The sequence below is a fragment of the Escherichia sp. UTM R2 genome, assembly GCF_048593455.1.
Classification (GTDB): domain Bacteria; phylum Pseudomonadota; class Gammaproteobacteria; order Enterobacterales; family Enterobacteriaceae; genus Escherichia; species Escherichia coli.
In genome coordinates this window covers 3,669,271-3,692,752 of record NZ_JBFWDY010000002.1, presented here as the reverse complement: position 1 = coordinate 3,692,752, position 23,482 = coordinate 3,669,271, and the positions used below count along the sequence as shown (strand labels likewise).

21 protein-coding genes and 1 pseudogene are annotated in these 23,482 nt (G+C 52.3%); 20 read left to right on the top strand and 2 right to left on the bottom strand.

What is annotated here, in order from left to right; translation table 11 throughout:
- Window positions 1-81: 81 nt before the first annotated feature.
- From pyrH to tilS, 18 genes and pseudogenes are all read left to right on the top strand, one after another.
- Window positions 82-807, top strand: coding sequence for a UMP kinase (gene pyrH, locus AB4H76_RS18810; protein WP_000224573.1), 726 nt, complete (start codon window positions 82-84; stop codon window positions 805-807).
- Between the two features lie 291 nt (window positions 808-1,098).
- Entirely contained in the window at window positions 1,099-1,656 is a 558-nt protein-coding gene (frr, locus tag AB4H76_RS18805) for a ribosome recycling factor (RefSeq protein ID WP_000622418.1), read from the top strand.
- Window positions 1,657-1,747: 91 nt separating this feature from the next.
- Window positions 1,748-2,944: a 1-deoxy-D-xylulose-5-phosphate reductoisomerase gene (gene ispC, locus AB4H76_RS18800; protein ID WP_000811923.1), complete on the top strand. Its 1,197-nt coding sequence runs from the start codon at window positions 1,748-1,750 to the stop codon at window positions 2,942-2,944.
- A gap of 251 nt (window positions 2,945-3,195) precedes the next feature.
- A pseudogene (gene ispU / locus AB4H76_RS18795) lies at window positions 3,196-3,890 on the top strand ((2E,6E)-farnesyl-diphosphate-specific ditrans,polycis-undecaprenyl-diphosphate synthase).
- A gap of 12 nt (window positions 3,891-3,902) precedes the next feature.
- Window positions 3,903-4,760 carry a phosphatidate cytidylyltransferase gene (gene cdsA, locus AB4H76_RS18790; RefSeq protein WP_000922446.1) on the top strand — a complete coding sequence of 286 codons (858 nt, stop codon included), beginning with the start codon at window positions 3,903-3,905 and terminating at the stop codon, window positions 4,758-4,760.
- Window positions 4,761-4,771: 11 nt separating this feature from the next.
- On the top strand, window positions 4,772-6,124 hold the full coding sequence (rseP, locus tag AB4H76_RS18785) for a sigma E protease regulator RseP (protein ID WP_001295561.1): 1,353 nt from the start codon (window positions 4,772-4,774) through the stop codon (window positions 6,122-6,124).
- 29 nt (window positions 6,125-6,153) lie between these two features.
- On the top strand, window positions 6,154-8,586 hold the full coding sequence (gene bamA / locus AB4H76_RS18780) for an outer membrane protein assembly factor BamA (RefSeq protein WP_001240896.1): 2,433 nt from the start codon (window positions 6,154-6,156) through the stop codon (window positions 8,584-8,586).
- 121 nt (window positions 8,587-8,707) lie between these two features.
- On the top strand, window positions 8,708-9,193 hold the full coding sequence (skp, locus tag AB4H76_RS18775) for a molecular chaperone Skp (RefSeq protein ID WP_000758956.1): 486 nt from the start codon (window positions 8,708-8,710) through the stop codon (window positions 9,191-9,193).
- Window positions 9,194-9,196: 3 nt separating this feature from the next.
- Window positions 9,197-10,222 carry a UDP-3-O-(3-hydroxymyristoyl)glucosamine N-acyltransferase gene (gene lpxD, locus AB4H76_RS18770; RefSeq protein ID WP_001139279.1) on the top strand — a complete coding sequence of 342 codons (1,026 nt, stop codon included), beginning with the start codon at window positions 9,197-9,199 and terminating at the stop codon, window positions 10,220-10,222.
- A gap of 104 nt (window positions 10,223-10,326) precedes the next feature.
- Complete coding sequence (gene fabZ / locus AB4H76_RS18765) at window positions 10,327-10,782, top strand: 3-hydroxyacyl-ACP dehydratase FabZ (RefSeq protein WP_000210739.1); 456 nt, start codon at window positions 10,327-10,329, stop codon at window positions 10,780-10,782.
- A gap of 3 nt (window positions 10,783-10,785) precedes the next feature.
- The gene (gene lpxA, locus AB4H76_RS18760; protein ID WP_000565966.1) at window positions 10,786-11,574 is read left to right on the top strand and encodes an acyl-ACP--UDP-N-acetylglucosamine O-acyltransferase; all 789 of its coding nucleotides are present in this window, start codon (window positions 10,786-10,788) and stop codon (window positions 11,572-11,574) included.
- Window positions 11,574-12,722, top strand: a complete 1,149-nt coding sequence (lpxB, locus tag AB4H76_RS18755) for a lipid-A-disaccharide synthase (protein ID WP_000139654.1) — start codon at window positions 11,574-11,576, stop codon at window positions 12,720-12,722. The genes lpxA and lpxB overlap by 1 nt, the downstream gene beginning before the upstream one ends.
- Entirely contained in the window at window positions 12,719-13,315 is a 597-nt protein-coding gene (gene rnhB, locus AB4H76_RS18750) for a ribonuclease HII (protein ID WP_000569430.1), read from the top strand. The genes lpxB and rnhB overlap by 4 nt, the downstream gene beginning before the upstream one ends.
- A 36-nt stretch (window positions 13,316-13,351) precedes the next feature.
- A complete protein-coding gene (gene dnaE / locus AB4H76_RS18745; RefSeq protein WP_001294757.1) occupies window positions 13,352-16,834 on the top strand; it encodes a DNA polymerase III subunit alpha in 3,483 nt (1,160 codons plus the stop codon).
- A 12-nt stretch (window positions 16,835-16,846) separates the two neighbouring features.
- Window positions 16,847-17,806, top strand: coding sequence for an acetyl-CoA carboxylase carboxyl transferase subunit alpha (gene accA, locus AB4H76_RS18740; RefSeq protein WP_000055746.1), 960 nt, complete (start codon window positions 16,847-16,849; stop codon window positions 17,804-17,806).
- Between the two features lie 98 nt (window positions 17,807-17,904).
- Window positions 17,905-20,046: a lysine decarboxylase LdcC gene (ldcC, locus tag AB4H76_RS18735; protein WP_001020950.1), complete on the top strand. Its 2,142-nt coding sequence runs from the start codon at window positions 17,905-17,907 to the stop codon at window positions 20,044-20,046.
- Between the two features lie 56 nt (window positions 20,047-20,102).
- Window positions 20,103-20,492, top strand: a complete 390-nt coding sequence (locus AB4H76_RS18730; RefSeq protein WP_000901098.1) for a VOC family protein — start codon at window positions 20,103-20,105, stop codon at window positions 20,490-20,492.
- Window positions 20,493-20,556: 64 nt separating this feature from the next.
- On the top strand, window positions 20,557-21,855 hold the full coding sequence (gene tilS, locus AB4H76_RS18725; protein WP_000176582.1) for a tRNA lysidine(34) synthetase TilS: 1,299 nt from the start codon (window positions 20,557-20,559) through the stop codon (window positions 21,853-21,855).
- A 48-nt stretch (window positions 21,856-21,903) separates the two neighbouring features.
- Here the strand turns inward: tilS and rof are convergent, their stop codons facing one another.
- Together rof and AB4H76_RS18715 are read right to left on the bottom strand one after the other, a co-directional pair.
- On the bottom strand, window positions 21,904-22,164 hold the full coding sequence (gene rof / locus AB4H76_RS18720) for a Rho-binding antiterminator (RefSeq protein ID WP_000062312.1): 261 nt from the start codon (window positions 22,162-22,164) through the stop codon (window positions 21,904-21,906).
- Window positions 22,151-22,351 (bottom strand): YaeP family protein, encoded by a 201-nt coding sequence (locus AB4H76_RS18715; protein WP_000417058.1) that lies wholly within the window; start codon window positions 22,349-22,351, stop codon window positions 22,151-22,153. The genes rof and AB4H76_RS18715 overlap by 14 nt, the downstream gene beginning before the upstream one ends.
- A 165-nt stretch (window positions 22,352-22,516) precedes the next feature.
- Between AB4H76_RS18715 and AB4H76_RS18710 the strand changes: the two genes are divergently transcribed.
- Window positions 22,517-23,062: a YaeQ family protein gene (locus AB4H76_RS18710; RefSeq protein WP_001185290.1), complete on the top strand. Its 546-nt coding sequence runs from the start codon at window positions 22,517-22,519 to the stop codon at window positions 23,060-23,062.
- A complete protein-coding gene (arfB, locus tag AB4H76_RS18705) occupies window positions 23,059-23,481 on the top strand; it encodes an alternative ribosome rescue aminoacyl-tRNA hydrolase ArfB (RefSeq protein ID WP_000635543.1) in 423 nt (140 codons plus the stop codon). The genes AB4H76_RS18710 and arfB overlap by 4 nt, the downstream gene beginning before the upstream one ends.
- The last annotated feature ends 1 nt before the right edge of the window (window position 23,482 follow it).

The window sequence follows — 23,482 nt, the reverse complement described above, 5'->3', positions numbered from 1 at the left end:
TTGTGGGGCTGCGCTGAAAAGCGACGTACAATGTCGCTAGTATTAATTCATTTCAATCGTTGACAGTCTCAGGAAAGAAACATGGCTACCAATGCAAAACCCGTCTATAAACGCATTCTGCTTAAGTTGAGTGGCGAAGCTCTGCAGGGCACTGAAGGCTTCGGTATTGATGCAAGCATACTGGATCGTATGGCTCAGGAAATCAAAGAACTGGTTGAACTGGGTATTCAGGTTGGTGTGGTGATTGGTGGGGGTAACCTGTTCCGTGGCGCTGGTCTGGCGAAAGCGGGTATGAACCGCGTTGTGGGCGACCACATGGGGATGCTGGCGACCGTAATGAACGGCCTGGCAATGCGTGATGCACTGCACCGCGCCTATGTGAACGCTCGTCTGATGTCCGCTATTCCATTGAATGGCGTGTGCGACAGCTACAGCTGGGCAGAAGCTATCAGCCTGTTGCGCAACAACCGTGTGGTGATCCTCTCCGCCGGTACAGGTAACCCGTTCTTTACCACCGACTCAGCAGCTTGCCTGCGTGGTATCGAAATTGAAGCCGATGTGGTGCTGAAAGCAACCAAAGTTGACGGCGTGTTTACCGCTGATCCGGCGAAAGATCCAACCGCAACCATGTACGAGCAACTGACTTACAGCGAAGTGCTGGAAAAAGAGCTGAAAGTCATGGACCTGGCGGCCTTCACGCTGGCTCGTGACCATAAATTACCGATTCGTGTTTTCAATATGAACAAACCGGGTGCGCTGCGCCGTGTGGTAATGGGTGAAAAAGAAGGGACTTTAATCACGGAATAATTCCCGTGATGGATAAATAAGGGTAAGATTCCGCGTAAGTATCGCGGGGGCGTAAGTCTGGTTATAAGGCGTTATTGTTGCAGGCAGTTTGGTCACGGCCAGCGCGCAGCAACCGGAGCGTACAAAAGTACGTGAGGATGGCGAGCACTGCCCGGGGCCAAAATGGCAAATAAAATAGCCTAATAATCCAGACGATTACCCGTAATATGTTTAATCAGGGCTATACTTAGCACACTTCCACTGTGTGTGACTGTCTGGTCTGACTGAGACAAGTTTTCAAGGATTCGTAACGTGATTAGCGATATCAGAAAAGATGCTGAAGTACGCATGGACAAATGCGTAGAAGCGTTCAAAACCCAAATCAGCAAAATACGCACGGGTCGTGCTTCTCCCAGCCTGCTGGATGGCATTGTCGTGGAATATTACGGCACGCCGACGCCGCTGCGTCAGCTGGCAAGCGTAACGGTAGAAGATTCCCGTACACTGAAAATCAACGTGTTTGATCGTTCAATGTCTCCGGCCGTTGAAAAAGCGATTATGGCGTCCGATCTTGGCCTGAACCCGAACTCTGCGGGTAGCGACATCCGTGTTCCGCTGCCGCCGCTGACGGAAGAACGTCGTAAAGATCTGACCAAAATCGTTCGTGGTGAAGCAGAACAAGCGCGTGTTGCAGTACGTAACGTGCGTCGTGACGCGAACGACAAAGTGAAAGCACTGTTGAAAGATAAAGAGATCAGCGAAGACGACGATCGCCGTTCTCAGGACGATGTACAGAAACTGACTGATGCTGCAATCAAGAAAATTGAAGCGGCGCTGGCAGACAAAGAAGCAGAACTGATGCAGTTCTGATTTCTTGAACGACAAAAACGCCGCTCAGTAGATCCTTGCGGATCGGCTGGCGGCGTTTTGCTTTTTATTCTGTCTCAACTCTGGATGTTTCATGAAGCAACTCACCATTCTGGGCTCGACCGGCTCGATTGGTTGCAGCACGCTGGACGTGGTGCGCCATAATCCCGAACACTTCCGCGTAGTTGCGCTGGTGGCAGGCAAAAATGTCACTCGCATGGTAGAACAGTGCCTGGAATTCTCTCCCCGCTATGCCGTAATGGACGATGAAGCGAGTGCGAAACTTCTTAAAACGATGCTACAGCAACAGGGTAGCCGCACCGAAGTCTTAAGTGGGCAACAAGCCGCTTGCGATATGGCAGCGCTTGAGGATGTTGATCAGGTGATGGCAGCCATTGTTGGCGCTGCTGGGCTGTTACCTACGCTTGCTGCGATCCGCGCGGGTAAAACCATTTTGCTGGCCAATAAAGAATCACTGGTTACCTGCGGACGTCTGTTTATGGACGCCGTAAAGCAGAGCAAAGCGCAATTGTTACCGGTCGATAGCGAACATAACGCCATTTTTCAGAGTTTACCGCAACCTATCCAGCATAATCTGGGATACGCTGACCTTGAGCAAAATGGCGTGGTGTCCATTTTACTTACCGGGTCTGGTGGCCCTTTCCGTGAGACGCCATTGCGCGATTTGGCAACAATGACGCCGGATCAAGCCTGCCGTCATCCGAACTGGTCGATGGGGCGTAAAATTTCTGTCGATTCGGCTACCATGATGAACAAAGGTCTGGAATACATTGAAGCGCGTTGGCTGTTTAACGCCAGCGCCAGCCAGATGGAAGTGCTGATTCACCCGCAGTCAGTGATTCACTCAATGGTGCGCTATCAGGACGGCAGTGTTCTGGCGCAGCTGGGGGAACCGGATATGCGTACGCCAATTGCCCACACCATGGCATGGCCGAATCGCGTGAACTCTGGCGTGAAGCCGCTCGATTTTTGCAAACTAAGTGCGTTGACATTTGCCGCACCGGATTATGATCGTTATCCATGCCTGAAACTGGCGATGGAGGCGTTCGAACAAGGCCAGGCAGCGACGACAGCATTGAATGCCGCAAACGAAATCACCGTTGCTGCTTTTCTTGCGCAACAAATCCGCTTTACGGATATCGCTGCGTTGAATTTATCCGTACTGGAAAAAATGGATATGCGCGAACCACAATGTGTGGACGATGTGTTATCTGTTGATGCGAACGCGCGTGAAGTCGCCAGAAAAGAGGTGATGCGTCTCGCAAGCTGAGGATAATCCGGCTACAGAGAGTCGCGCTATTTGTTAGCGTAGGGCTTCAGTGATATAGTCTGCGCCATCTGATCGTAAGTAGTTGGCTTTATAAGGTCAGGTATGCCGTGGTTTTACACGGCTTTTTTTTGTATAGGCTTCAGTATTCCTGAGTACCGTAAACCCTGTCAGGGAATAAAAAACGCGTGATGTTGTCTGCTACTCAACCACTTAGCGAAAAATTGCCAGCGCATGGCTGCCGTCATGTTGCGATCATTATGGACGGCAATGGTCGCTGGGCAAAAAAGCAAGGGAAGATTCGTGCCTTTGGGCATAAAGCCGGGGCAAAATCCGTCCGCCGGGCTGTCTCTTTTGCGGCCAACAACGGTATTGAGGCGTTAACGCTGTATGCCTTTAGTAGTGAAAACTGGAACCGACCAGCGCAGGAAGTCAGTGCGTTAATGGAACTGTTTGTGTGGGCGCTCGATAGCGAAGTAAAAAGTCTGCACCGACATAACGTGCGTCTGCGTATTATTGGCGATACCAGTCGCTTTAACTCGCGTTTGCAAGAACGTATTCGTAAATCTGAAGCGCTAACAGCCGGGAATACCGGTCTGACGCTGAATATTGCGGCGAACTACGGTGGACGTTGGGATATAGTCCAGGGAGTCAGGCAACTGGCTGAAAAGGTGCAGCAAGGAAACCTGCAACCAGATCAGATAGATGAAGAGATGCTAAACCAGCATGTCTGTATGCATGAACTGGCCCCTGTAGATTTAGTAATTAGGACTGGGGGGAGCATCGCATTAGTAACTTTTTGCTTTGGCAAATTGCCTATGCCGAACTTTACTTTACAGATGTTCTCTGGCCCGATTTCGATGAACAAGACTTTGAAGGGGCGTTAAATGCCTTTGCTAATCGAGAGCGTCGTTTCGGCGGCACCGAGCCCGGTGATGAAACAGCCTGATGGGGGTCGCTTTTGCTGAAGTATCGCCTGATATCTGCTTTTGTGTTAATACCCGTCGTCATCGCGGCGTTGTTTCTGTTGCCGCCGGTGGGGTTCGCCATTGTAACGCTGGTGGTCTGCATGCTGGCAGCGTGGGAATGGGGACAGCTTAGCGGTTTTACCACTCGTTCGCAGCGAGTATGGTTGGCGGTGTTATGCGGGTTATTGTTGGCGCTGATGCTTTTTCTGTTGCCGGAATATCACCGAAATATTCATCAACCGCTGGTTGAAATCTCACTTTGGGCTTCGCTGGGTTGGTGGATTGTCGCGCTATTGCTGGTGCTGTTTTACCCAGGTTCCGCAGCAATCTGGCGTAACTCTAAAACATTGCGCCTTATTTTTGGCGTGCTAACCATTGTTCCCTTCTTCTGGGGCATGCTGGCGTTACGGGCCTGGCACTATGACGAGAATCATTACAGTGGCGCAATATGGCTGCTCTATGTCATGATCCTGGTATGGGGCGCTGACTCCGGCGCATATATGTTTGGCAAATTGTTTGGTAAACATAAGCTGGCACCGAAGGTTTCTCCGGGTAAAACCTGGCAAGGCTTTATCGGTGGACTCGCTACTGCAGCGGTAATCTCATGGGGTTATGGCATGTGGGCGAATCTCGACGTCGCTCCCGTCACCTTACTCATTTGCTCTATTGTCGCAGCGTTAGCCTCAGTGCTCGGCGATCTGACCGAGAGTATGTTTAAGCGTGAAGCAGGAATTAAGGACAGCGGTCATTTAATTCCAGGACACGGTGGTATTTTAGATCGTATTGATAGCCTGACGGCTGCGGTACCGGTCTTTGCTTGCTTGTTGTTACTGGTATTCAGGACGCTTTAACGGAAGGTAATATGCTGAGTTTTCTCTGGGATTTGGCTTCGTTCATCGTTGCACTGGGTGTACTTATCACCGTGCATGAATTTGGTCATTTCTGGGTTGCCCGGCGTTGTGGTGTTCGCGTTGAGCGTTTCTCAATAGGGTTTGGTAAGGCGCTCTGGCGGCGAACTGATAAGCTCGGCACCGAATATGTTATCGCCCTGATCCCGTTGGGCGGTTATGTCAAAATGCTGGATGAGCGCGCAGAACCGGTCGTTCCGGAACTCCGCCACCATGCCTTCAATAATAAATCTGTCGGCCAACGAGCGGCGATTATTGCCGCAGGTCCGGTTGCAAACTTCATTTTTGCTATCTTTGCCTACTGGCTGGTTTTTATTATTGGTGTGCCTGGCGTACGTCCGGTGGTTGGCGAAATAGCAGCCAATTCGATAGCTGCGGAAGCACAAATTGCACCAGGTACGGAACTAAAAGCCGTAGATGGTATCGAAACGCCTGATTGGGATGCCGTGCGTTTGCAGTTGGTCGATAAAATTGGCGATGAAAGCACCACCATTACAGTAGCGCCATTTGGCAGCGACCAACGGCGGGATGTAAAGCTCGATTTACGTCACTGGGCGTTTGAGCCTGATAAAGAAGATCCGGTATCTTCGCTGGGGATTCGTCCTCGTGGGCCGCAAATTGAACCTGTACTGGAAAATGTGCAACCAAACTCGGCGGCAAGCAAGGCAGGTTTGCAAGCAGGCGACAGGATCGTTAAAGTCGATGGTCAGCCCTTAACGCAGTGGGTGACCTTTGTGATGCTTGTCCGGGATAACCCGGGTAAATCCTTAGCGTTAGAAATCGAAAGGCAGGGAAGTCCCTTGTCTTTGACATTAATCCCGGAGAGTAAACCGGGTAATGGTAAAGCGATTGGTTTTGTCGGTATTGAGCCGAAAGTCATTCCTTTGCCAGATGAGTATAAAGTTGTACGCCAGTATGGGCCGTTCAACGCCATTGTCGAAGCCACGGACAAAACGTGGCAGCTGATGAAGCTGACGGTCAGTATGCTGGGAAAATTGATCACCGGTGATGTGAAACTGAACAACCTCAGTGGGCCGATCTCTATCGCCAAGGGGGCTGGGATGACAGCGGAACTCGGGGTTGTTTATTACCTGCCGTTTCTTGCGCTTATTAGCGTGAACTTAGGGATAATTAACCTGTTTCCGTTGCCCGTACTTGACGGGGGGCATCTGCTGTTCCTTGCGATCGAAAAGATCAAGGGCGGACCGGTATCCGAGCGGGTTCAAGACTTTTGTTATCGCATTGGCTCGATTTTGCTGGTGCTGTTAATGGGGCTTGCACTTTTCAATGATTTCTCTCGGTTATGAGAGTTAGTTAGGAAGAACGCATAATAACGATGGCGATGAAAAAGTTGCTCATAGCGTCGCTGCTGTTTAGCAGCGCCACCGTATACGGTGCTGAAGGGTTCGTAGTGAAAGATATTCATTTCGAAGGCCTTCAGCGTGTCGCCGTTGGTGCGGCCCTCCTCAGTATGCCGGTGCGCACAGGCGACACGGTTAATGATGAAGATATCAGTAATACCATTCGCGCTCTGTTTGCTACCGGCAACTTTGAGGATGTTCGCGTCCTTCGTGATGGTGATACCCTTCTGGTTCAGGTAAAAGAACGTCCGACCATTGCCAGCATTACTTTCTCCGGTAACAAATCGGTGAAAGATGACATGCTGAAGCAAAACCTCGAGGCTTCTGGTGTGCGTGTGGGCGAATCCCTTGATCGCACCACCATTGCCGATATCGAGAAAGGTCTGGAAGACTTCTACTACAGCGTCGGTAAATATAGCGCCAGCGTTAAAGCTGTCGTGACCCCGCTGCCGCGCAACCGTGTTGACCTAAAACTGGTGTTCCAGGAAGGTGTGTCAGCTGAAATCCAGCAAATTAACATTGTTGGTAACCATGCTTTCACCACCGACGAACTGATCTCTCATTTCCAACTGCGTGACGAAGTGCCGTGGTGGAACGTGGTAGGCGATCGTAAATACCAGAAACAGAAACTGGCGGGCGACCTTGAAACCCTGCGCAGCTACTATCTGGATCGCGGTTATGCCCGTTTCAACATCGACTCTACCCAGGTCAGTCTGACGCCAGATAAAAAAGGTATTTACGTCACGGTGAACATCACCGAAGGCGATCAGTACAAGCTTTCTGGCGTTGAAGTGAGCGGCAATCTTGCCGGGCACTCCGCTGAAATTGAGCAGCTGACTAAGATCGAGCCGGGCGAGCTGTATAACGGCACCAAAGTGACCAAGATGGAAGATGACATTAAAAAGCTTCTCGGTCGCTATGGTTATGCCTATCCGCGCGTACAGTCGATGCCTGAAATTAACGATGCCGACAAAACCGTTAAATTACGCGTGAACGTTGATGCGGGTAACCGTTTCTACGTGCGTAAGATCCGTTTTGAAGGTAACGATACCTCGAAAGATGCCGTCCTGCGTCGCGAAATGCGTCAGATGGAAGGTGCATGGCTGGGGAGCGATCTGGTCGATCAGGGTAAGGAGCGTCTGAATCGTCTGGGCTTCTTTGAAACTGTCGATACCGATACCCAACGTGTTCCGGGTAGCCCGGACCAGGTTGATGTAGTCTACAAGGTAAAAGAGCGCAACACCGGTAGCTTCAACTTTGGTATTGGTTACGGTACTGAAAGTGGCGTGAGCTTCCAGGCTGGTGTGCAACAGGATAACTGGTTAGGTACAGGTTATGCTGTTGGTATCAACGGGACCAAAAACGATTACCAGACCTATGCTGAACTGTCGGTAACCAACCCGTACTTCACCGTAGATGGCGTAAGCCTCGGTGGTCGTCTCTTCTATAATGACTTCCAGGCAGATGATGCCGACCTGTCCGACTATACCAACAAGAGTTATGGTACAGACGTGACGTTGGGCTTCCCGATTAACGAATATAACTCGCTGCGTGCAGGTCTGGGTTATGTACATAACTCCCTGTCCAACATGCAGCCTCAGGTTGCGATGTGGCGTTATCTGTACTCTATGGGTGAACATCCGAGCACCTCTGATCAGGATAACAGCTTCAAAACGGACGACTTCACGTTCAACTATGGTTGGACCTATAACAAGCTTGACCGTGGTTACTTCCCGACAGATGGTTCACGTGTCAACCTGACCGGTAAAGTGACCATTCCTGGATCGGATAACGAATACTACAAAGTGACGTTAGACACGGCGACTTATGTGCCGATCGATGACGATCACAAATGGGTTGTTCTGGGGCGTACCCGCTGGGGTTATGGTGATGGTTTAGGCGGCAAAGAGATGCCGTTCTACGAGAACTTCTATGCCGGTGGTTCCAGCACCGTGCGTGGCTTCCAGTCCAATACCATTGGTCCGAAAGCAGTTTACTTCCCGCATCAGGCCAGTAATTATGATCCGGACTATGATTACGAATGTGCGACTCAGGACGGCGCGAAAGACCTGTGTAAATCGGATGATGCTGTAGGCGGTAACGCCATGGCGGTTGCCAGCCTCGAGTTCATCACCCCGACGCCGTTTATTAGCGATAAGTATGCTAACTCGGTTCGTACTTCCTTCTTCTGGGATATGGGTACCGTTTGGGATACAAACTGGGATTCCAGCCAATATTCTGGATATCCGGACTATAGTGATCCAAGCAATATCCGTATGTCTGCGGGTATCGCATTACAATGGATGTCCCCATTGGGGCCGTTGGTGTTCTCCTACGCCCAGCCGTTCAAAAAGTACGATGGAGACAAGGCAGAACAGTTCCAGTTTAACATCGGTAAAACCTGGTAAGTGTTCTCCACAAAGGAATGTAGTGGTAGTGTAGCGATGACTTTAGGCGATCAATATAAGATCGCCGGGCCACGCAAAGAACTGCACCCTCCGGTGCAAATGGGATGGTAAGGAGTTTATTGTGAAAAAGTGGTTATTAGCTGCAGGTCTCGGTTTAGCACTGGCAACTTCTGCTCAGGCGGCTGACAAAATTGCAATCGTCAACATGGGCAGCCTGTTCCAGCAGGTAGCGCAGAAAACCGGTGTTTCTAACACGCTGGAAAATGAGTTCAAAGGCCGTGCCAGCGAACTGCAGCGTATGGAAACCGATCTGCAGGCTAAAATGAAAAAGCTGCAGTCCATGAAAGCGGGCAGCGATCGCACTAAGCTGGAAAAAGACGTGATGGCTCAGCGCCAGACTTTTGCTCAGAAAGCGCAGGCTTTTGAGCAGGATCGCGCACGTCGTTCCAACGAAGAACGCGGCAAACTGGTTACTCGTATCCAGACTGCTGTGAAATCCGTTGCCAACAGCCAGGATATCGATCTGGTTGTTGATGCAAACGCCGTTGCTTACAACAGCAGCGATGTAAAAGACATCACTGCCGACGTACTGAAACAGGTTAAATAAGTAATGCCTTCAATTCGACTGGCTGATTTAGCGCAGCAGTTGGATGCAGAACTACACGGTGATGGCGATATCGTCATCACCGGCGTTGCGTCCATGCAATCTGCACAAACAGGTCACATTACGTTCATGGTTAACCCAAAATACCGTGAGCATTTAGGCTTGTGCCAGGCGTCCGCGGTTGTCATGACCCAGGACGATCTTCCTTTCGCGAAAAGTGCCGCACTGGTAGTGAAGAATCCCTACCTGACTTACGCGCGCATGGCGCAAATTTTAGATACCACGCCGCAGCCCGCGCAGAACATTGCACCCAGTGCGGTGATCGACGCGACGGCGAAGCTGGGTAACAACGTATCGATTGGCGCTAACGCGGTGATTGAGTCCGGCGTTGAACTGGGCGATAACGTGATTATCGGTGCCGGTTGCTTCGTAGGTAAAAACAGCAAAATCGGTGCAGGTTCGCGTCTCTGGGCGAACGTAACCATTTACCATGAGATCCAGATCGGTCAGAATTGCCTGATCCAGTCCGGAACAGTGGTAGGCGCAGACGGCTTTGGTTATGCCAACGATCGTGGTAACTGGGTGAAGATCCCACAGATTGGTCGCGTAATTATTGGCGATCGCGTGGAGATCGGTGCCTGCACAACCATCGATCGCGGCGCGCTGGATGACACTATTATTGGCAATGGCGTGATCATTGATAACCAGTGCCAGATTGCACATAACGTCGTGATTGGCGACAATACGGCGGTTGCCGGTGGCGTCATTATGGCGGGCAGCCTGAAAATTGGTCGTTACTGCATGATCGGCGGAGCCAGCGTAATCAACGGGCATATGGAAATATGCGACAAAGTGACGGTTACGGGCATGGGTATGGTGATGCGTCCCATCACTGAACCAGGCGTCTATTCCTCAGGCATTCCGCTGCAACCCAACAAAGTCTGGCGCAAAACCGCTGCACTGGTGATGAACATTGATGACATGAGCAAGCGTCTGAAATCGCTTGAGCGCAAGGTTAATCAACAAGACTAACGTTCCATCTTTTGTTCGCCAAACTTTACGGCCTGTCTCATTCTTACGATTGCGGCAGGCCGTGTTATTATTGTCGTTTCTTATATTTTGACAGGAAGAGTATCTTGACTACTAACACTCATACTCTGCAGATTGAAGAGATTTTAGAACTTCTGCCGCACCGTTTCCCGTTCTTACTGGTGGATCGCGTGCTGGATTTTGAAGAAGGTCGTTTTCTGCGCGCAGTAAAAAATGTCTCTGTCAATGAGCCATTCTTCCAGGGCCATTTCCCTGGAAAACCGATTTTCCCGGGTGTGCTGATTCTGGAAGCAATGGCACAGGCAACAGGTATTCTGGCGTTTAAAAGCGTAGGAAAACTGGAACCGGGTGAGCTGTACTACTTCGCTGGTATTGACGAAGCGCGCTTCAAGCGCCCGGTCGTGCCTGGCGATCAAATGATCATGGAAGTCACTTTCGAAAAAACGCGCCGCGGCCTGACCCGTTTTAAAGGGGTTGCTCTGGTCGATGGTAAAGTAGTTTGCGAAGCAACGATGATGTGTGCTCGTAGCCGGGAGGCCTGATACGTGATTGATAAATCCGCCTTTGTGCATCCAACCGCCATTGTGGAAGAGGGCGCGTCAATTGGCGCGAACGCACACATTGGTCCTTTTTGTATCGTTGGACCCCATGTCGAAATTGGTGAGGGTACCGTACTGAAATCTCACGTTGTCGTGAATGGTCATACTAAAATTGGCCGCGATAATGAGATTTATCAGTTCGCCTCCATCGGCGAAGTTAACCAGGATCTGAAATATGCTGGCGAACCGACCCGTGTGGAAATCGGCGATCGTAACCGCATTCGCGAAAGCGTCACCATTCATCGTGGCACAGTCCAGGGCGGTGGATTGACGAAGGTGGGCAGCGACAACTTACTGATGATCAACGCGCACATTGCGCACGATTGTACGGTAGGTAACCGCTGTATTCTCGCCAACAACGCAACGCTGGCGGGTCACGTATCGGTTGACGACTTCGCGATCATCGGCGGCATGACCGCAGTCCATCAGTTCTGCATCATTGGTGCGCACGTGATGGTTGGCGGCTGCTCCGGTGTGGCGCAGGACGTCCCTCCTTATGTCATTGCGCAGGGTAACCACGCAACGCCGTTCGGTGTCAATATCGAAGGGCTGAAGCGCCGCGGATTCAGCCGTGAGGCGATTACCGCTATCCGCAATGCGTATAAGCTGATTTATCGTAGCGGTAAAACGCTCGATGAAGTGAAACCGGAAATTGCTGAACTGGCGGAAACATATCCGGAAGTGAAAGCCTTTACCGATTTCTTTGCACGCTCAACGCGCGGTCTGATTCGTTAATGACTGAACAGCGTCCATTAACGATTGCCCTGGTCGCCGGAGAAACCTCCGGCGATATCCTGGGGGCCGGTTTAATCCGCGCTCTGAAAGAACATGTGCCCAACGCCCGCTTTGTTGGTGTTGCCGGGCCACGAATGCAGGCTGAAGGCTGCGAAGCCTGGTACGAAATGGAAGAACTGGCGGTGATGGGCATTGTTGAAGTGCTCGGTCGTCTGCGTCGCTTACTGCATATTCGTGCCGATCTGACAAAGCGTTTTGGCGAACTGAAGCCAGATGTTTTTGTTGGTATTGATGCGCCTGACTTCAATATTACTCTTGAAGGTAACCTCAAAAAGCAGGGTATCAAAACCATTCATTACGTCAGTCCGTCAGTCTGGGCGTGGCGACAGAAACGTGTTTTCAAAATAGGCAGAGCCACCGATCTGGTGCTCGCATTTCTGCCTTTCGAAAAAGCGTTTTATGACAAATACAACGTACCGTGCCGCTTTATCGGTCATACCATGGCTGATGCCATGCCATTAGATCCAGATAAAAATGCCGCCCGTGATGTGCTGGGGATCCCTCACGATGCCCACTGCCTGGCGTTGCTACCGGGGAGCCGTGGTGCAGAAGTTGAAATGCTTAGTGCCGATTTCCTGAAAACGGCCCAGCTTTTGCGCCAGACATATCCGGATCTCGAAATCGTGGTGCCACTGGTGAATGCCAAACGCCGCGAGCAGTTTGAACGCATCAAAGCTGAAGTCGCGCCAGACCTTTCAGTTCATTTGCTGGATGGGATGGGCCGTGAGGCGATGGTCGCCAGCGATGCGGCGCTACTGGCGTCGGGTACGGCAGCCCTGGAGTGTATGCTGGCGAAATGCCCGATGGTGGTGGGATATCGCATGAAGCCTTTTACCTTCTGGTTGGCGAAGCGGCTGGTGAAAACTGATTATGTCTCGCTGCCAAATCTGCTGGCGGGCAGAGAGTTAGTCAAAGAATTATTGCAGGAAGAGTGTGAGCCGCAAAAACTGGCTGCGGCGCTGTTACCGCTGTTGGCGAACGGGAAAACCAGCCACGCGATGCACGATACCTTCCGTGAACTGCATCAGCAGATCCGCTGCAATGCCGATGAGCAGGCGGCACAAGCCGTTCTGGAGTTAGCACAATGATCGAATTTGTTTATCCGCACACGCAGCTGGTTGCGGGTGTGGATGAAGTCGGACGCGGGCCGTTAGTTGGCGCGGTCGTCACCGCTGCGGTGATCCTTGACCCGGCGCGCCCGATTGCCGGGCTGAATGATTCCAAAAAGCTGAGCGAAAAACGCCGTCTGGCGCTCTATGAAGAGATCAAAGAGAAAGCGTTGAGCTGGAGTCTGGGCCGCGCGGAACCCCACGAAATCGACGAGCTGAACATTCTTCATGCGACCATGCTGGCGATGCAGCGTGCCGTCGCTGGGCTGCATATTGCGCCGGAATATGTGTTGATTGATGGTAACCGCTGCCCGAAATTACCGATGCCTGCGATGGCTGTGGTGAAAGGCGATAGCCGCGTACCGGAAATCAGTGCCGCGTCTATCCTGGCGAAAGTGACGCGTGACGCCGAAATGGCGGCGCTGGATATTGTTTTCCCGCAATATGGTTTTGCCCAACACAAAGGGTACCCAACCGCTTTTCATCTGGAAAAACTGGCTGAACACGGCGCGACCGAACACCATCGGCGCAGCTTTGGGCCTGTCAAACGCGCACTGGGACTTGCGTCCTGATTCTTGTGTCGAGATTAAGTAAACCGGAATCTGAAGATGTCTGAACCACGTTTCGTACACCTGCGGGTGCACAGCGACTACTCGATGATCGATGGCCTGGCCAAAACCGCACCGTTGGTAAAAAAGGCGGCGGCGTTGGGTATGCCAGCACTGGCGATCACCGATTTCACCAACCTTTGTGGTCTGGTGAAGTTCTACGGAGCGGGACATGGCGCAGGGATTAAGCCTATCGTCGGGGCAGATTTTAACGTCCAGTGCGACCTGCTGGGTGATGAGTTAACCCACCTGACGGTACTGGCGGCGAACAATACCGGCTATCAGAATCTGACGTTGCTGATCTCAAAAGCGTATCAGCGCGGGTACGGTGCCGCCGGGCCGATCATCGATCGCGACTGGCTTATCGAATTAAACGAAGGGTTGATCCTTCTTTCCGGCGGACGCATGGGCGACGTCGGACGCAGTCTTTTGCGTGGTAACAGCGCGCTGGTAGATGAGTGTGTCGCGTTTTATGAAGAACACTTCCCGGATCGCTATTTTCTCGAGCTGATCCGCACCGGCAGGCCGGATGAAGAAAGCTATCTGCACGCGGCGGTGGAACTGGCGGAAGCGCGCGGTTTGCCCGTCGTGGCGACCAACGACGTGCGCTTTATCGACAGCAGCGACTTTGACGCACACGAAATCCGCGTCGCGATCCACGACGGCTTTACCCTCGACGATCCTAAACGCCCGCGTAACTATTCGCCGCAGCAATATATGCGTAGCGAAGAGGAGATGTGTGAGCTGTTTGCCGACATCCCCGAAGCCCTTGCCAACACCGTTGAGATCGCCAAACGCTGTAACGTAACCGTGCGTCTTGGTGAATACTTCCTGCCGCAGTTCCCGACCGGGGACATGAGCACCGAAGATTATCTGGTCAAGCGTGCAAAAGAGGGCCTGGAAGAGCGTCTGGCCTTTTTATTCCCTGATGAGGAAGAACGTCTTAAGCGCCGCCCGGAATATGACGAACGTCTGGAGACTGAACTTCAGGTTATCAACCAGATGGGCTTCCCGGGCTACTTCCTCATCGTTATGGAATTTATCCAGTGGTCGAAAGATAACGGCGTACCGGTAGGGCCAGGCCGTGGCTCCGGTGCGGGTTCACTGGTGGCCTACGCGCTGAAAATCACCGACCTCGATCCGCTGGAATTTGACCTGCTGTTCGAACGTTTCCTTAACCCGGAACGTGTCTCCATGCCTGACTTCGACGTTGACTTCTGTATGGAGAAACGCGATCAGGTTATCGAGCACGTAGCGGACATGTACGGTCGTGATGCGGTATCGCAGATCATCACCTTCGGTACAATGGCGGCGAAAGCGGTGATCCGCGACGTAGGCCGCGTGCTGGGGCATCCGTACGGCTTTGTCGATCGTATCTCGAAACTGATCCCGCCCGATCCGGGGATGACGCTGGCGAAAGCGTTTGAAGCCGAGCCGCAGCTGCCGGAAATCTACGAAGCGGATGAAGAAGTTAAGGCGCTGATCGACATGGCGCGCAAACTGGAAGGGGTCACCCGTAACGCCGGTAAGCACGCCGGTGGGGTGGTTATCGCGCCGACCAAAATTACCGATTTTGCGCCGCTTTACTGCGATGAAGAGGGCAAACATCCGGTCACCCAGTTTGATAAAAGCGACGTTGAATACGCCGGACTGGTGAAGTTCGACTTCCTTGGTTTGCGTACGCTCACCATCATCAACTGGGCGCTGGAGATGATCAACAAGCGGCGGGCGAAGAATGGCGAGCCGCCGCTGGATATCGCTGCGATCCCGCTGGATGATAAGAAAAGCTTCGACATGCTGCAACGCTCGGAAACCACGGCGGTATTCCAGCTTGAATCGCGCGGCATGAAGGACCTGATCAAGCGTCTACAACCTGACTGCTTCGAAGATATGATCGCCCTAGTGGCACTGTTCCGCCCCGGTCCGTTGCAATCAGGGATGGTGGATAACTTTATCGACCGTAAACATGGTCGTGAAGAGATCTCCTATCCGGACGTACAGTGGCAGCATGAAAGCCTGAAACCGGTACTGGAGCCAACCTACGGCATTATCCTGTATCAGGAACAGGTCATGCAGATTGCGCAGGTGCTTTCTGGTTATACCCTCGGTGGCGCGGATATGCTGCGTCGTGCGATGGGTAAGAAAAAGCCGGAAGAGATGGCTAAGCAACGTTCTGTATTTGCTGAAGGTGCAGAAAAGAACGGAATCAACGCTGAACTGGCGATGAAAATCTTCGACCTGGTGGAGAAATTCGCTGGTTACGGATTTAACAAATCGCACTCTGCGGCCTATGCTTTGGTGTCATATCAAACGTTATGGCTGAAAGCGCACTATCCTGCGGAGTTTATGGCGGCGGTAATGACCGCCGATATGGACAACACCGAGAAGGTGGTGGGTCTGGTGGATGAGTGCTGGCGGATGGGGCTGAAAATCCTGCCACCAGATATAAACTCCGGTCTTTACCATTTCCACGTCAACGACGACGGCGAAATCGTGTATGGTATTGGCGCGATCAAAGGGGTCGGTGAAGGTCCGATTGAGGCCATCATCGAAGCCCGTAATAAAGGCGGCTACTTCCGCGAACTGTTTGATCTCTGCGCCCGTACCGACACCAAAAAGTTGAACCGTCGCGTGCTGGAAAAACTGATCATGTCCGGGGCGTTTGACCGTCTTGGGCCACATCGCGCAGCGCTGATGAACTCGCTGGGCGATGCGTTAAAAGCGGCAGATCAACACGCGAAAGCGGAAGCTATCGGTCAGGCCGATATGTTCGGCGTGCTGGCCGAAGAGCCGGAACAAATTGAACAATCCTACGCCAGCTGCCAACCGTGGCCGGAGCAGGTGGTATTAGATGGGGAACGTGAAACGTTAGGCCTGTACCTGACCGGACACCCTATCAACCAGTATTTAAAAGAGATTGAGCGTTATGTCGGAGGCGTAAGGCTGAAAGACATGCACCCGACAGAACGTGGTAAAGTCATCACGGCTGCGGGGCTCGTTGTTGCCGCGCGGGTTATGGTCACCAAGCGCGGCAATCGTATCGGTATCTGCACGCTGGATGACCGTTCCGGGCGGCTGGAAGTGATGTTGTTTACTGACGCCCTGGATAAATACCAGCAATTGCTGGAAAAAGACCGCATACTTATCGTCAGCGGACAGGTCAGCTTTGATGACTTCAGCGGTGGGCTTAAAATGACCGCTCGCGAAGTGATGGATATTGACGAAGCCCGGGAAAAATATGCTCGCGGGCTTGCTATCTCGCTGACGGACAGGCAAATTGATGACCAGCTTTTAAACCGACTCCGTCAGTCTCTGGAACCCCACCGCTCTGGGACAATTCCAGTACATCTCTACTATCAGAGGGCGGATGCACGCGCGCGGTTGCGTTTTGGCGCGACGTGGCGTGTCTCTCCGAGCGATCGTTTATTAAACGATCTCCGTGGCCTCATTGGTTCGGAGCAGGTGGAACTGGAGTTTGACTAATACAGGAATACTATGAGTCTGAATTTCCTTGATTTTGAACAGCCGATTGCAGAGCTGGAAGCGAAAATCGATTCTCTGACTGCGGTTAGCCGTCAGGATGAGAAACTGGATATTAACATCGATGAAGAAGTGCATCGTCTGCGTGAAAAAAGCGTAGAACTGACACGTAAAATCTTCGCCGATCTCGGTGCATGGCAGATTGCGCAACTGGCACGCCATCCACAGCGTCCTTATACCCTGGATTACGTTCGCCTGGCATTTGATGAATTTGACGAACTGGCTGGCGACCGCGCGTATGCAGACGATAAAGCTATCGTCGGTGGTATCGCCCGTCTCGATGGTCGTCCGGTGATGATCATTGGTCATCAAAAAGGTCGTGAAACCAAAGAAAAAATTCGCCGTAACTTTGGTATGCCAGCGCCAGAAGGTTACCGCAAAGCACTGCGTCTGATGCAAATGGCTGAACGCTTTAAGATGCCAATCATCACCTTTATCGACACCCCGGGGGCTTATCCGGGCGTGGGCGCAGAAGAGCGCGGTCAGTCTGAAGCCATTGCACGCAACCTGCGTGAAATGTCTCGCCTTAGCGTACCGACTATTTGTACCGTTATCGGTGAAGGTGGTTCTGGCGGCGCGCTGGCGATTGGCGTGGGCGATAAAGTGAATATGCTGCAATACAGCACCTATTCCGTTATCTCGCCGGAAGGTTGTGCGTCCATTCTGTGGAAGAGCGCTGATAAAGCGCCGCTGGCGGCTGAAGCGATGGGTATCATCGCTCCGCGTCTGAAAGAACTAAAACTGATCGACTCCATCATCCCAGAACCGCTGGGTGGTGCTCACCGTAACCCGGAAGCGATGGCGGCATCGTTGAAAGCGCAACTGTTGGCGGATCTGGCCGATCTCGACGTGTTAAGCACTGAAGATTTAAAAAATCGTCGTTATCAGCGCCTGATGAGCTACGGTTACGCGTAATTCGCAAAAGTTCTGAAAAAGGGTCACTTCGGTGGCCCTTTTTTATCGCCACGGTTTGAGCAGGCTATGATTAAGGAAGGATTTTCCAGGAGGAACACATGAACATCATTGCCATTATGGGACCGCATGGCGTCTTTTATAAAGATGAGCCCATCAAAGAACTGGAGTCGGCGCTGCTGGCGCAAGGCTTTCAGATTATCTGGCCACAAAACAGCGTTGATTTGCTGAAATTTATCGAACATAACCCTCGAATTTGCGGCGTGATTTTTGACTGGGATGAGTACAGTCTCGATTTATGTAGCGATATCAATCAGCTTAATGAATATCTCCCGCTTTATGCCTTCATCAACACCCACTCGACGATGGATGTCAGCGTGCAGGATATGCGGATGGCGCTCTGGTTTTTTGAATATGCGCTGGGGCAGGCGGAAGATATCGCCATTCGTATGCGTCAGTACACCGACGAATATCTTGATAACATTACACCGCCGTTCACGAAAGCCTTGTTTACCTACGTCAAAGAGCGGAAGTACACCTTTTGTACGCCGGGGCATATGGGCGGTACCGCCTATCAAAAAAGCCCGGTTGGCTGTCTGTTTTATGATTTTTTCGGCGGGAATACCCTCAAGGCTGATGTCTCTATTTCGGTTACCGAGCTTGGTTCGTTGCTCGACCACACCGGGCCACACCTGGAAGCGGAAGAGTACATCGCGCGGACTTTTGGCGCGGAACAGAGTTATATCGTTACCAACGGAACATCGACGTCGAACAAAATTGTGGGTATGTACGCCGCGCCATCCGGCAGTACGCTGTTGATCGACCGCAATTGTCATAAATCGCTGGCGCATCTGTTGATGATGAACGATGTAGTGCCAGTCTGGCTGAAACCGACGCGTAATGCGTTGGGGATTCTTGGTGGGATCCCGCGCCGTGAATTTACTCGCGACAGCATCGAAGAGAAAGTCGCTGCCACCACGCAGGCACAATGGCCGGTTCATGCGGTGATTACCAACTCCACCTATGATGGCTTGCTCTACAACACCGACTGGATCAAACAGACGCTGGATGTCCCGTCGATCCACTTCGATTCCGCCTGGGTGCCGTACACCCATTTTCATCCGATCTACCAGGGGAAAAGTGGTATGAGCGGCGAGCGTGTTGCGGGAAAAGTGATCTTCGAAACGCAATCGACCCACAAAATGCTGGCGGCGTTATCGCAGGCTTCGCTGATCCACATTAAAGGCGAGTATGACGAAGAGGCGTTTAACGAAGCCTTTATGATGCATACCACCACCTCGCCCAGTTATCCCATTGTTGCTTCGGTTGAGACGGCGGCGGCGATGCTGCGTGGTAATCCGGGCAAACGGCTGATTAACCGTTCGGTGGAGCGGGCGCTGCATTTTCGCAAAGAGGTCCAGCGGTTGCGGGAAGAGTCTGACGGTTGGTTTTTCGATATCTGGCAACCGCCGCAGGTGGATGAAGCCGAATGCTGGCCCGTTGCGCCAGGCGAACAGTGGCACGGCTTTAACGATGCGGATGCCGATCATATGTTTCTCGATCCGGTTAAAGTCACTATTTTGACACCGGGGATGGACGAACAGGGCAATATGAGCGAGGAGGGGATCCCGGCGGCGCTGGTGGCAAAATTCCTCGACGAACGTGGGATCGTAGTAGAGAAAACCGGCCCTTATAACCTGCTGTTTCTCTTTAGTATTGGTATCGATAAAACCAAAGCAATGGGATTATTGCGTGGGTTGACGGAATTTAAACGCTCTTACGATCTCAACCTGCGGATCAAAAATATGCTACCCGATCTCTATGCTGAAGATCCCGATTTCTACCGCAATATGCGTATTCAGGATCTGGCGCAAGGGATCCATAAGCTGATTCGTAAACACGATCTTCCCGGTTTGATGTTGCGGGCATTCGATACTTTGCCGGAAATGATCATGACGCCACATCAGGCATGGCAGAGACAGATTAAAGGTGAAGTAGAAACCATTGCGCTGGAACAACTGGTCGGTAGAGTATCGGCAAATATGATCCTGCCTTATCCACCGGGCGTACCGCTGTTGATGCCAGGAGAAATGCTGACCAAAGAGAGCCGCACGGTACTCGATTTTCTACTGATGCTTTGTTCCGTAGGGCAACATTACCCCGGTTTTGAAACGGATATTCACGGCGCGAAACAGGACGAAGACGGCGTTTACCGCGTACGAGTCCTAAAAATGGCGGGATAACTTGCCAGAGCGGCTTCCGGGCGAGTAACGTGCTGTTAACAAATAAAGGAGACGTTATGCTGGGTTTAAAACAGGTTCACCATATTGCGATTATTGCGACGGATTATGCGGTGAGCAAAGCTTTCTACTGCGATATTCTTGGTTTCACGCTGCAAAGCGAAGTCTATCGCGAAGCGCGCGACTCGTGGAAAGGGGATTTGGCGCTTAATGGGCAATATGTGATTGAGCTTTTCTCTTTTCCGTTCCCGCCGGAGCGCCCCAGCCGACCGGAAGCTTGCGGCCTGCGTCATCTGGCTTTTAGCGTTGATGACATCGATGCGGCAGTGGCGCACCTTGAAAGCCATAACGTGAAGTGTGAAGCCATCCGTGTCGATCCATACACGCAAAAACGCTTCACCTTCTTTAACGATCCGGACGGGCTGCCGTTGGAACTGTATGAGCAGTAAGGCTTGTCATCGCCGCATTTGCCCGGTAACGTGCCGGGCATTGCTACTGTAAAATCGCACCATCATGACACTCACGCTCAATAGACAACTTCTCACCTCACGCCAGATTCTGGTGGCCTTTAGCGGCGGGCTTGACTCCACCGTTCTGCTGCATCAGTTGGTGCAGTGGCGGACGGAAAATCCGGGCGTCACTCTGCGCGCTATTCATGTGCATCACGGTTTAAGTGCCAATGCCGATGCCTGGGTTACGCATTGCGAAAACGTCTGCCAACAGTGGCAGGTGCCGCTGGTGGTCGAACGCGTACAACTTGCGCAAGAGGGGCTGGGGATTGAGGCCCAGGCGCGGCAGGTGCGTTATCAGGCATTTGCCCGCACCTTGTTGCCCGGTGAAGTGCTGGTCACCGCGCAACATCTCGACGATCAATGTGAAACTTTTCTGCTGGCGCTAAAACGCGGTAGCGGTCCTGCCGGGCTTTCGGCTATGGGGGAAGTTTCGGAGTTTGCCGGAACACGGCTTATCCGCCCGTTGCTCGCCCGCACGCGGGGGGAACTGGAGCAGTGGGCATTAGCGCATGGTTTACGCTGGATTGAAGACGAAAGTAATCAGGACGACTCATACGATCGTAACTTTCTGCGCCTGCGTGTAGTGCCGTTATTGCAGCAGCGTTGGCCGCATTTTGCCGAAGCAACGGCTCGCAGCGCCGCACTTTGTGCTGAACAAGAGAGCCTGCTGGATGAATTGCTGGCAGATGATTTAGCGCACTGCCAAACGCCGCAGGGGACGCTGCAGATTGCGCCAATGCTGGCGATGAGTGATGCCCGTCGCGCGGCAATTATCCGCCGCTGGCTGGCAGGGCAGAATGCACCGATGCCTTCCCGCGACGCGCTGGTGCGGATCTGGCAGGAAGTGGCGCTGGCGCGGGAAGATGCCTCCCCCTGTTTACGCTTTGGCGCGTTTGAAATACGCCGCTATCAATCGCAACTGTGGTGGATTAAATCCGTTGCCGGGCAAAGCGAAACCATTGTGCCGTGGCAGACGTGGCTACAACCGCTGGAATTACCGGCGGGGCTGGGAAGTGTACAGCTTACTGCGGGAGTCGATATTCGCCCTCCGCGTGCAGACGAAGCGGTCAGCGTGCGTTTCAAAGCGCCAGGATTGCTGCATATTGTCGGTCGCAACGGCGGACGTAAGCTAAAGAAAATCTGGCAAGAGCTGGGCGTGCCGCCGTGGCTACGTGACACCACGCCACTGCTGTTTTATGACGAAACGCTGATTGCGGCGGCAGGGGTATTTGTGACGCAAGAAGGTGTGGCTGAAGGTGAGAATGGCGTAAGTTTTGTCTGGCAGAAAACGCTTAGTTAAGTGAAAGCCGGATAAGACGCATCAAACGTCGCATCCGGCGAAAGTCAATCAGGACTCGCTCACCACCACCGTACCGATTTCCGGGTGGCTAAAGCTGGTAATTTTATCCAGACGTAGCTCACGGGTTTCGCCAGCGGCCTCGACGACCAGATACTCCACATTTTTGCGGGAGACTAAATCGCTGGCTTTTGCCTGCAATTTTTCGCCATCTTTCAGCTCAAGTGTCAGCATTAAATGATGCTGGCAGGCGAGCTCAAGATTATCGTAATCATCACAATTGATTGGTTGATACGTATCATTCATTGACATAATCGCTCACCAGTAAGTTTGCCGCAGCGTATGCTGCTTTTTCCCTGACAGCCTCAGAAAGGGCGTCGTCGGCAGCCATTTCATTCAGCACTTTCAAAACGCAGCCCAGCGCGTCCGGAACGTATCCTAAGTCTCCGCTGGCGATTTCCGCGTACCGCTTGCGTATTAACTCACAATATTTTTCCACATGCCCTCCTGTCAGCACTCTGACTTAACCGTGGATGCAAGTCTAAGCCTACGAAGATAAACTCTGTTTCGCAAGGTGACTATACCACACTCATTTCTGCAATATCAGCGCCGCAACTGCACGTATTCCGTTACAATGGCCTCCTGATTCGAAAGGAGTTTTCTTATGGCGCTTAAAGCGACAATTTATAAAGCGACGGTTAATGTGGCCGATCTCGACCGCAACCAGTTTCTCGATGCCTCTCTGACGCTGGCGCGCCACCCTTCAGAAACCCAGGAGCGTATGATGCTGCGCTTGCTGGCGTGGCTGAAATATGCTGATGAACGTCTGCAATTTACCCGTGGTTTGTGTGCCGATGATGAGCCGGAAGCGTGGCTGCGTAACGATCACCTGGGCATTGATTTGTGGATTGAGCTGGGGCTGCCGGATGAGCGGCGGATTAAGAAAGCCTGCACCCAGGCCGCAGAAGTGGCGCTGTTTACCTATAATAGTCGGGCGGCGCAAATCTGGTGGCAGCAAAATCAGAGCAAATGTGTGCAGTTTGCCAATCTTTCCGTCTGGTATCTGGACGATGAACAACTGGCGAAAGTAAGCGCCTTTGCCGATCGTACCATGACGCTGCAGGCAACGATTCAGGATGGCGTGATCTGGTTATCGGACGATAAGAATAATCTGGAAGTTAACTTAACCGCCTGGCAACAACCTTCATGATTGTGATTTCCCGACATGTTGCTATTCCCGATGGTGAGCTTGAGATCACCGCCATTCGTGCGCAGGGCGCGGGCGGGCAGCATGTTAATAAGACCTCAACGGCCATTCATCTGCGTTTTGACATTCGGGCGTCCAGCCTGCCAGAGTATTACAAAGAGCGTCTGCTCGCCGCCAGCCATCATTTGATCAGCAGTGATGGCGTGATTGTCATTAAGGCACAGGAATACCGCAGTCAGGAACTGAACCGCGAAGCCGCGCTGGCCCGGCTGGTGGCAGTGATTAAAGATTTAACAACAGAACAAAAAGCCCGACGACCCACGCGGCCCACCCGTGCATCGAAAGAGCGCAGGCTGGCATCGAAAGCACAAAAATCAAGCGTGAAAGCGTTGCGCGGCAAAGTGCGCAGCGGTCGGGAATAAA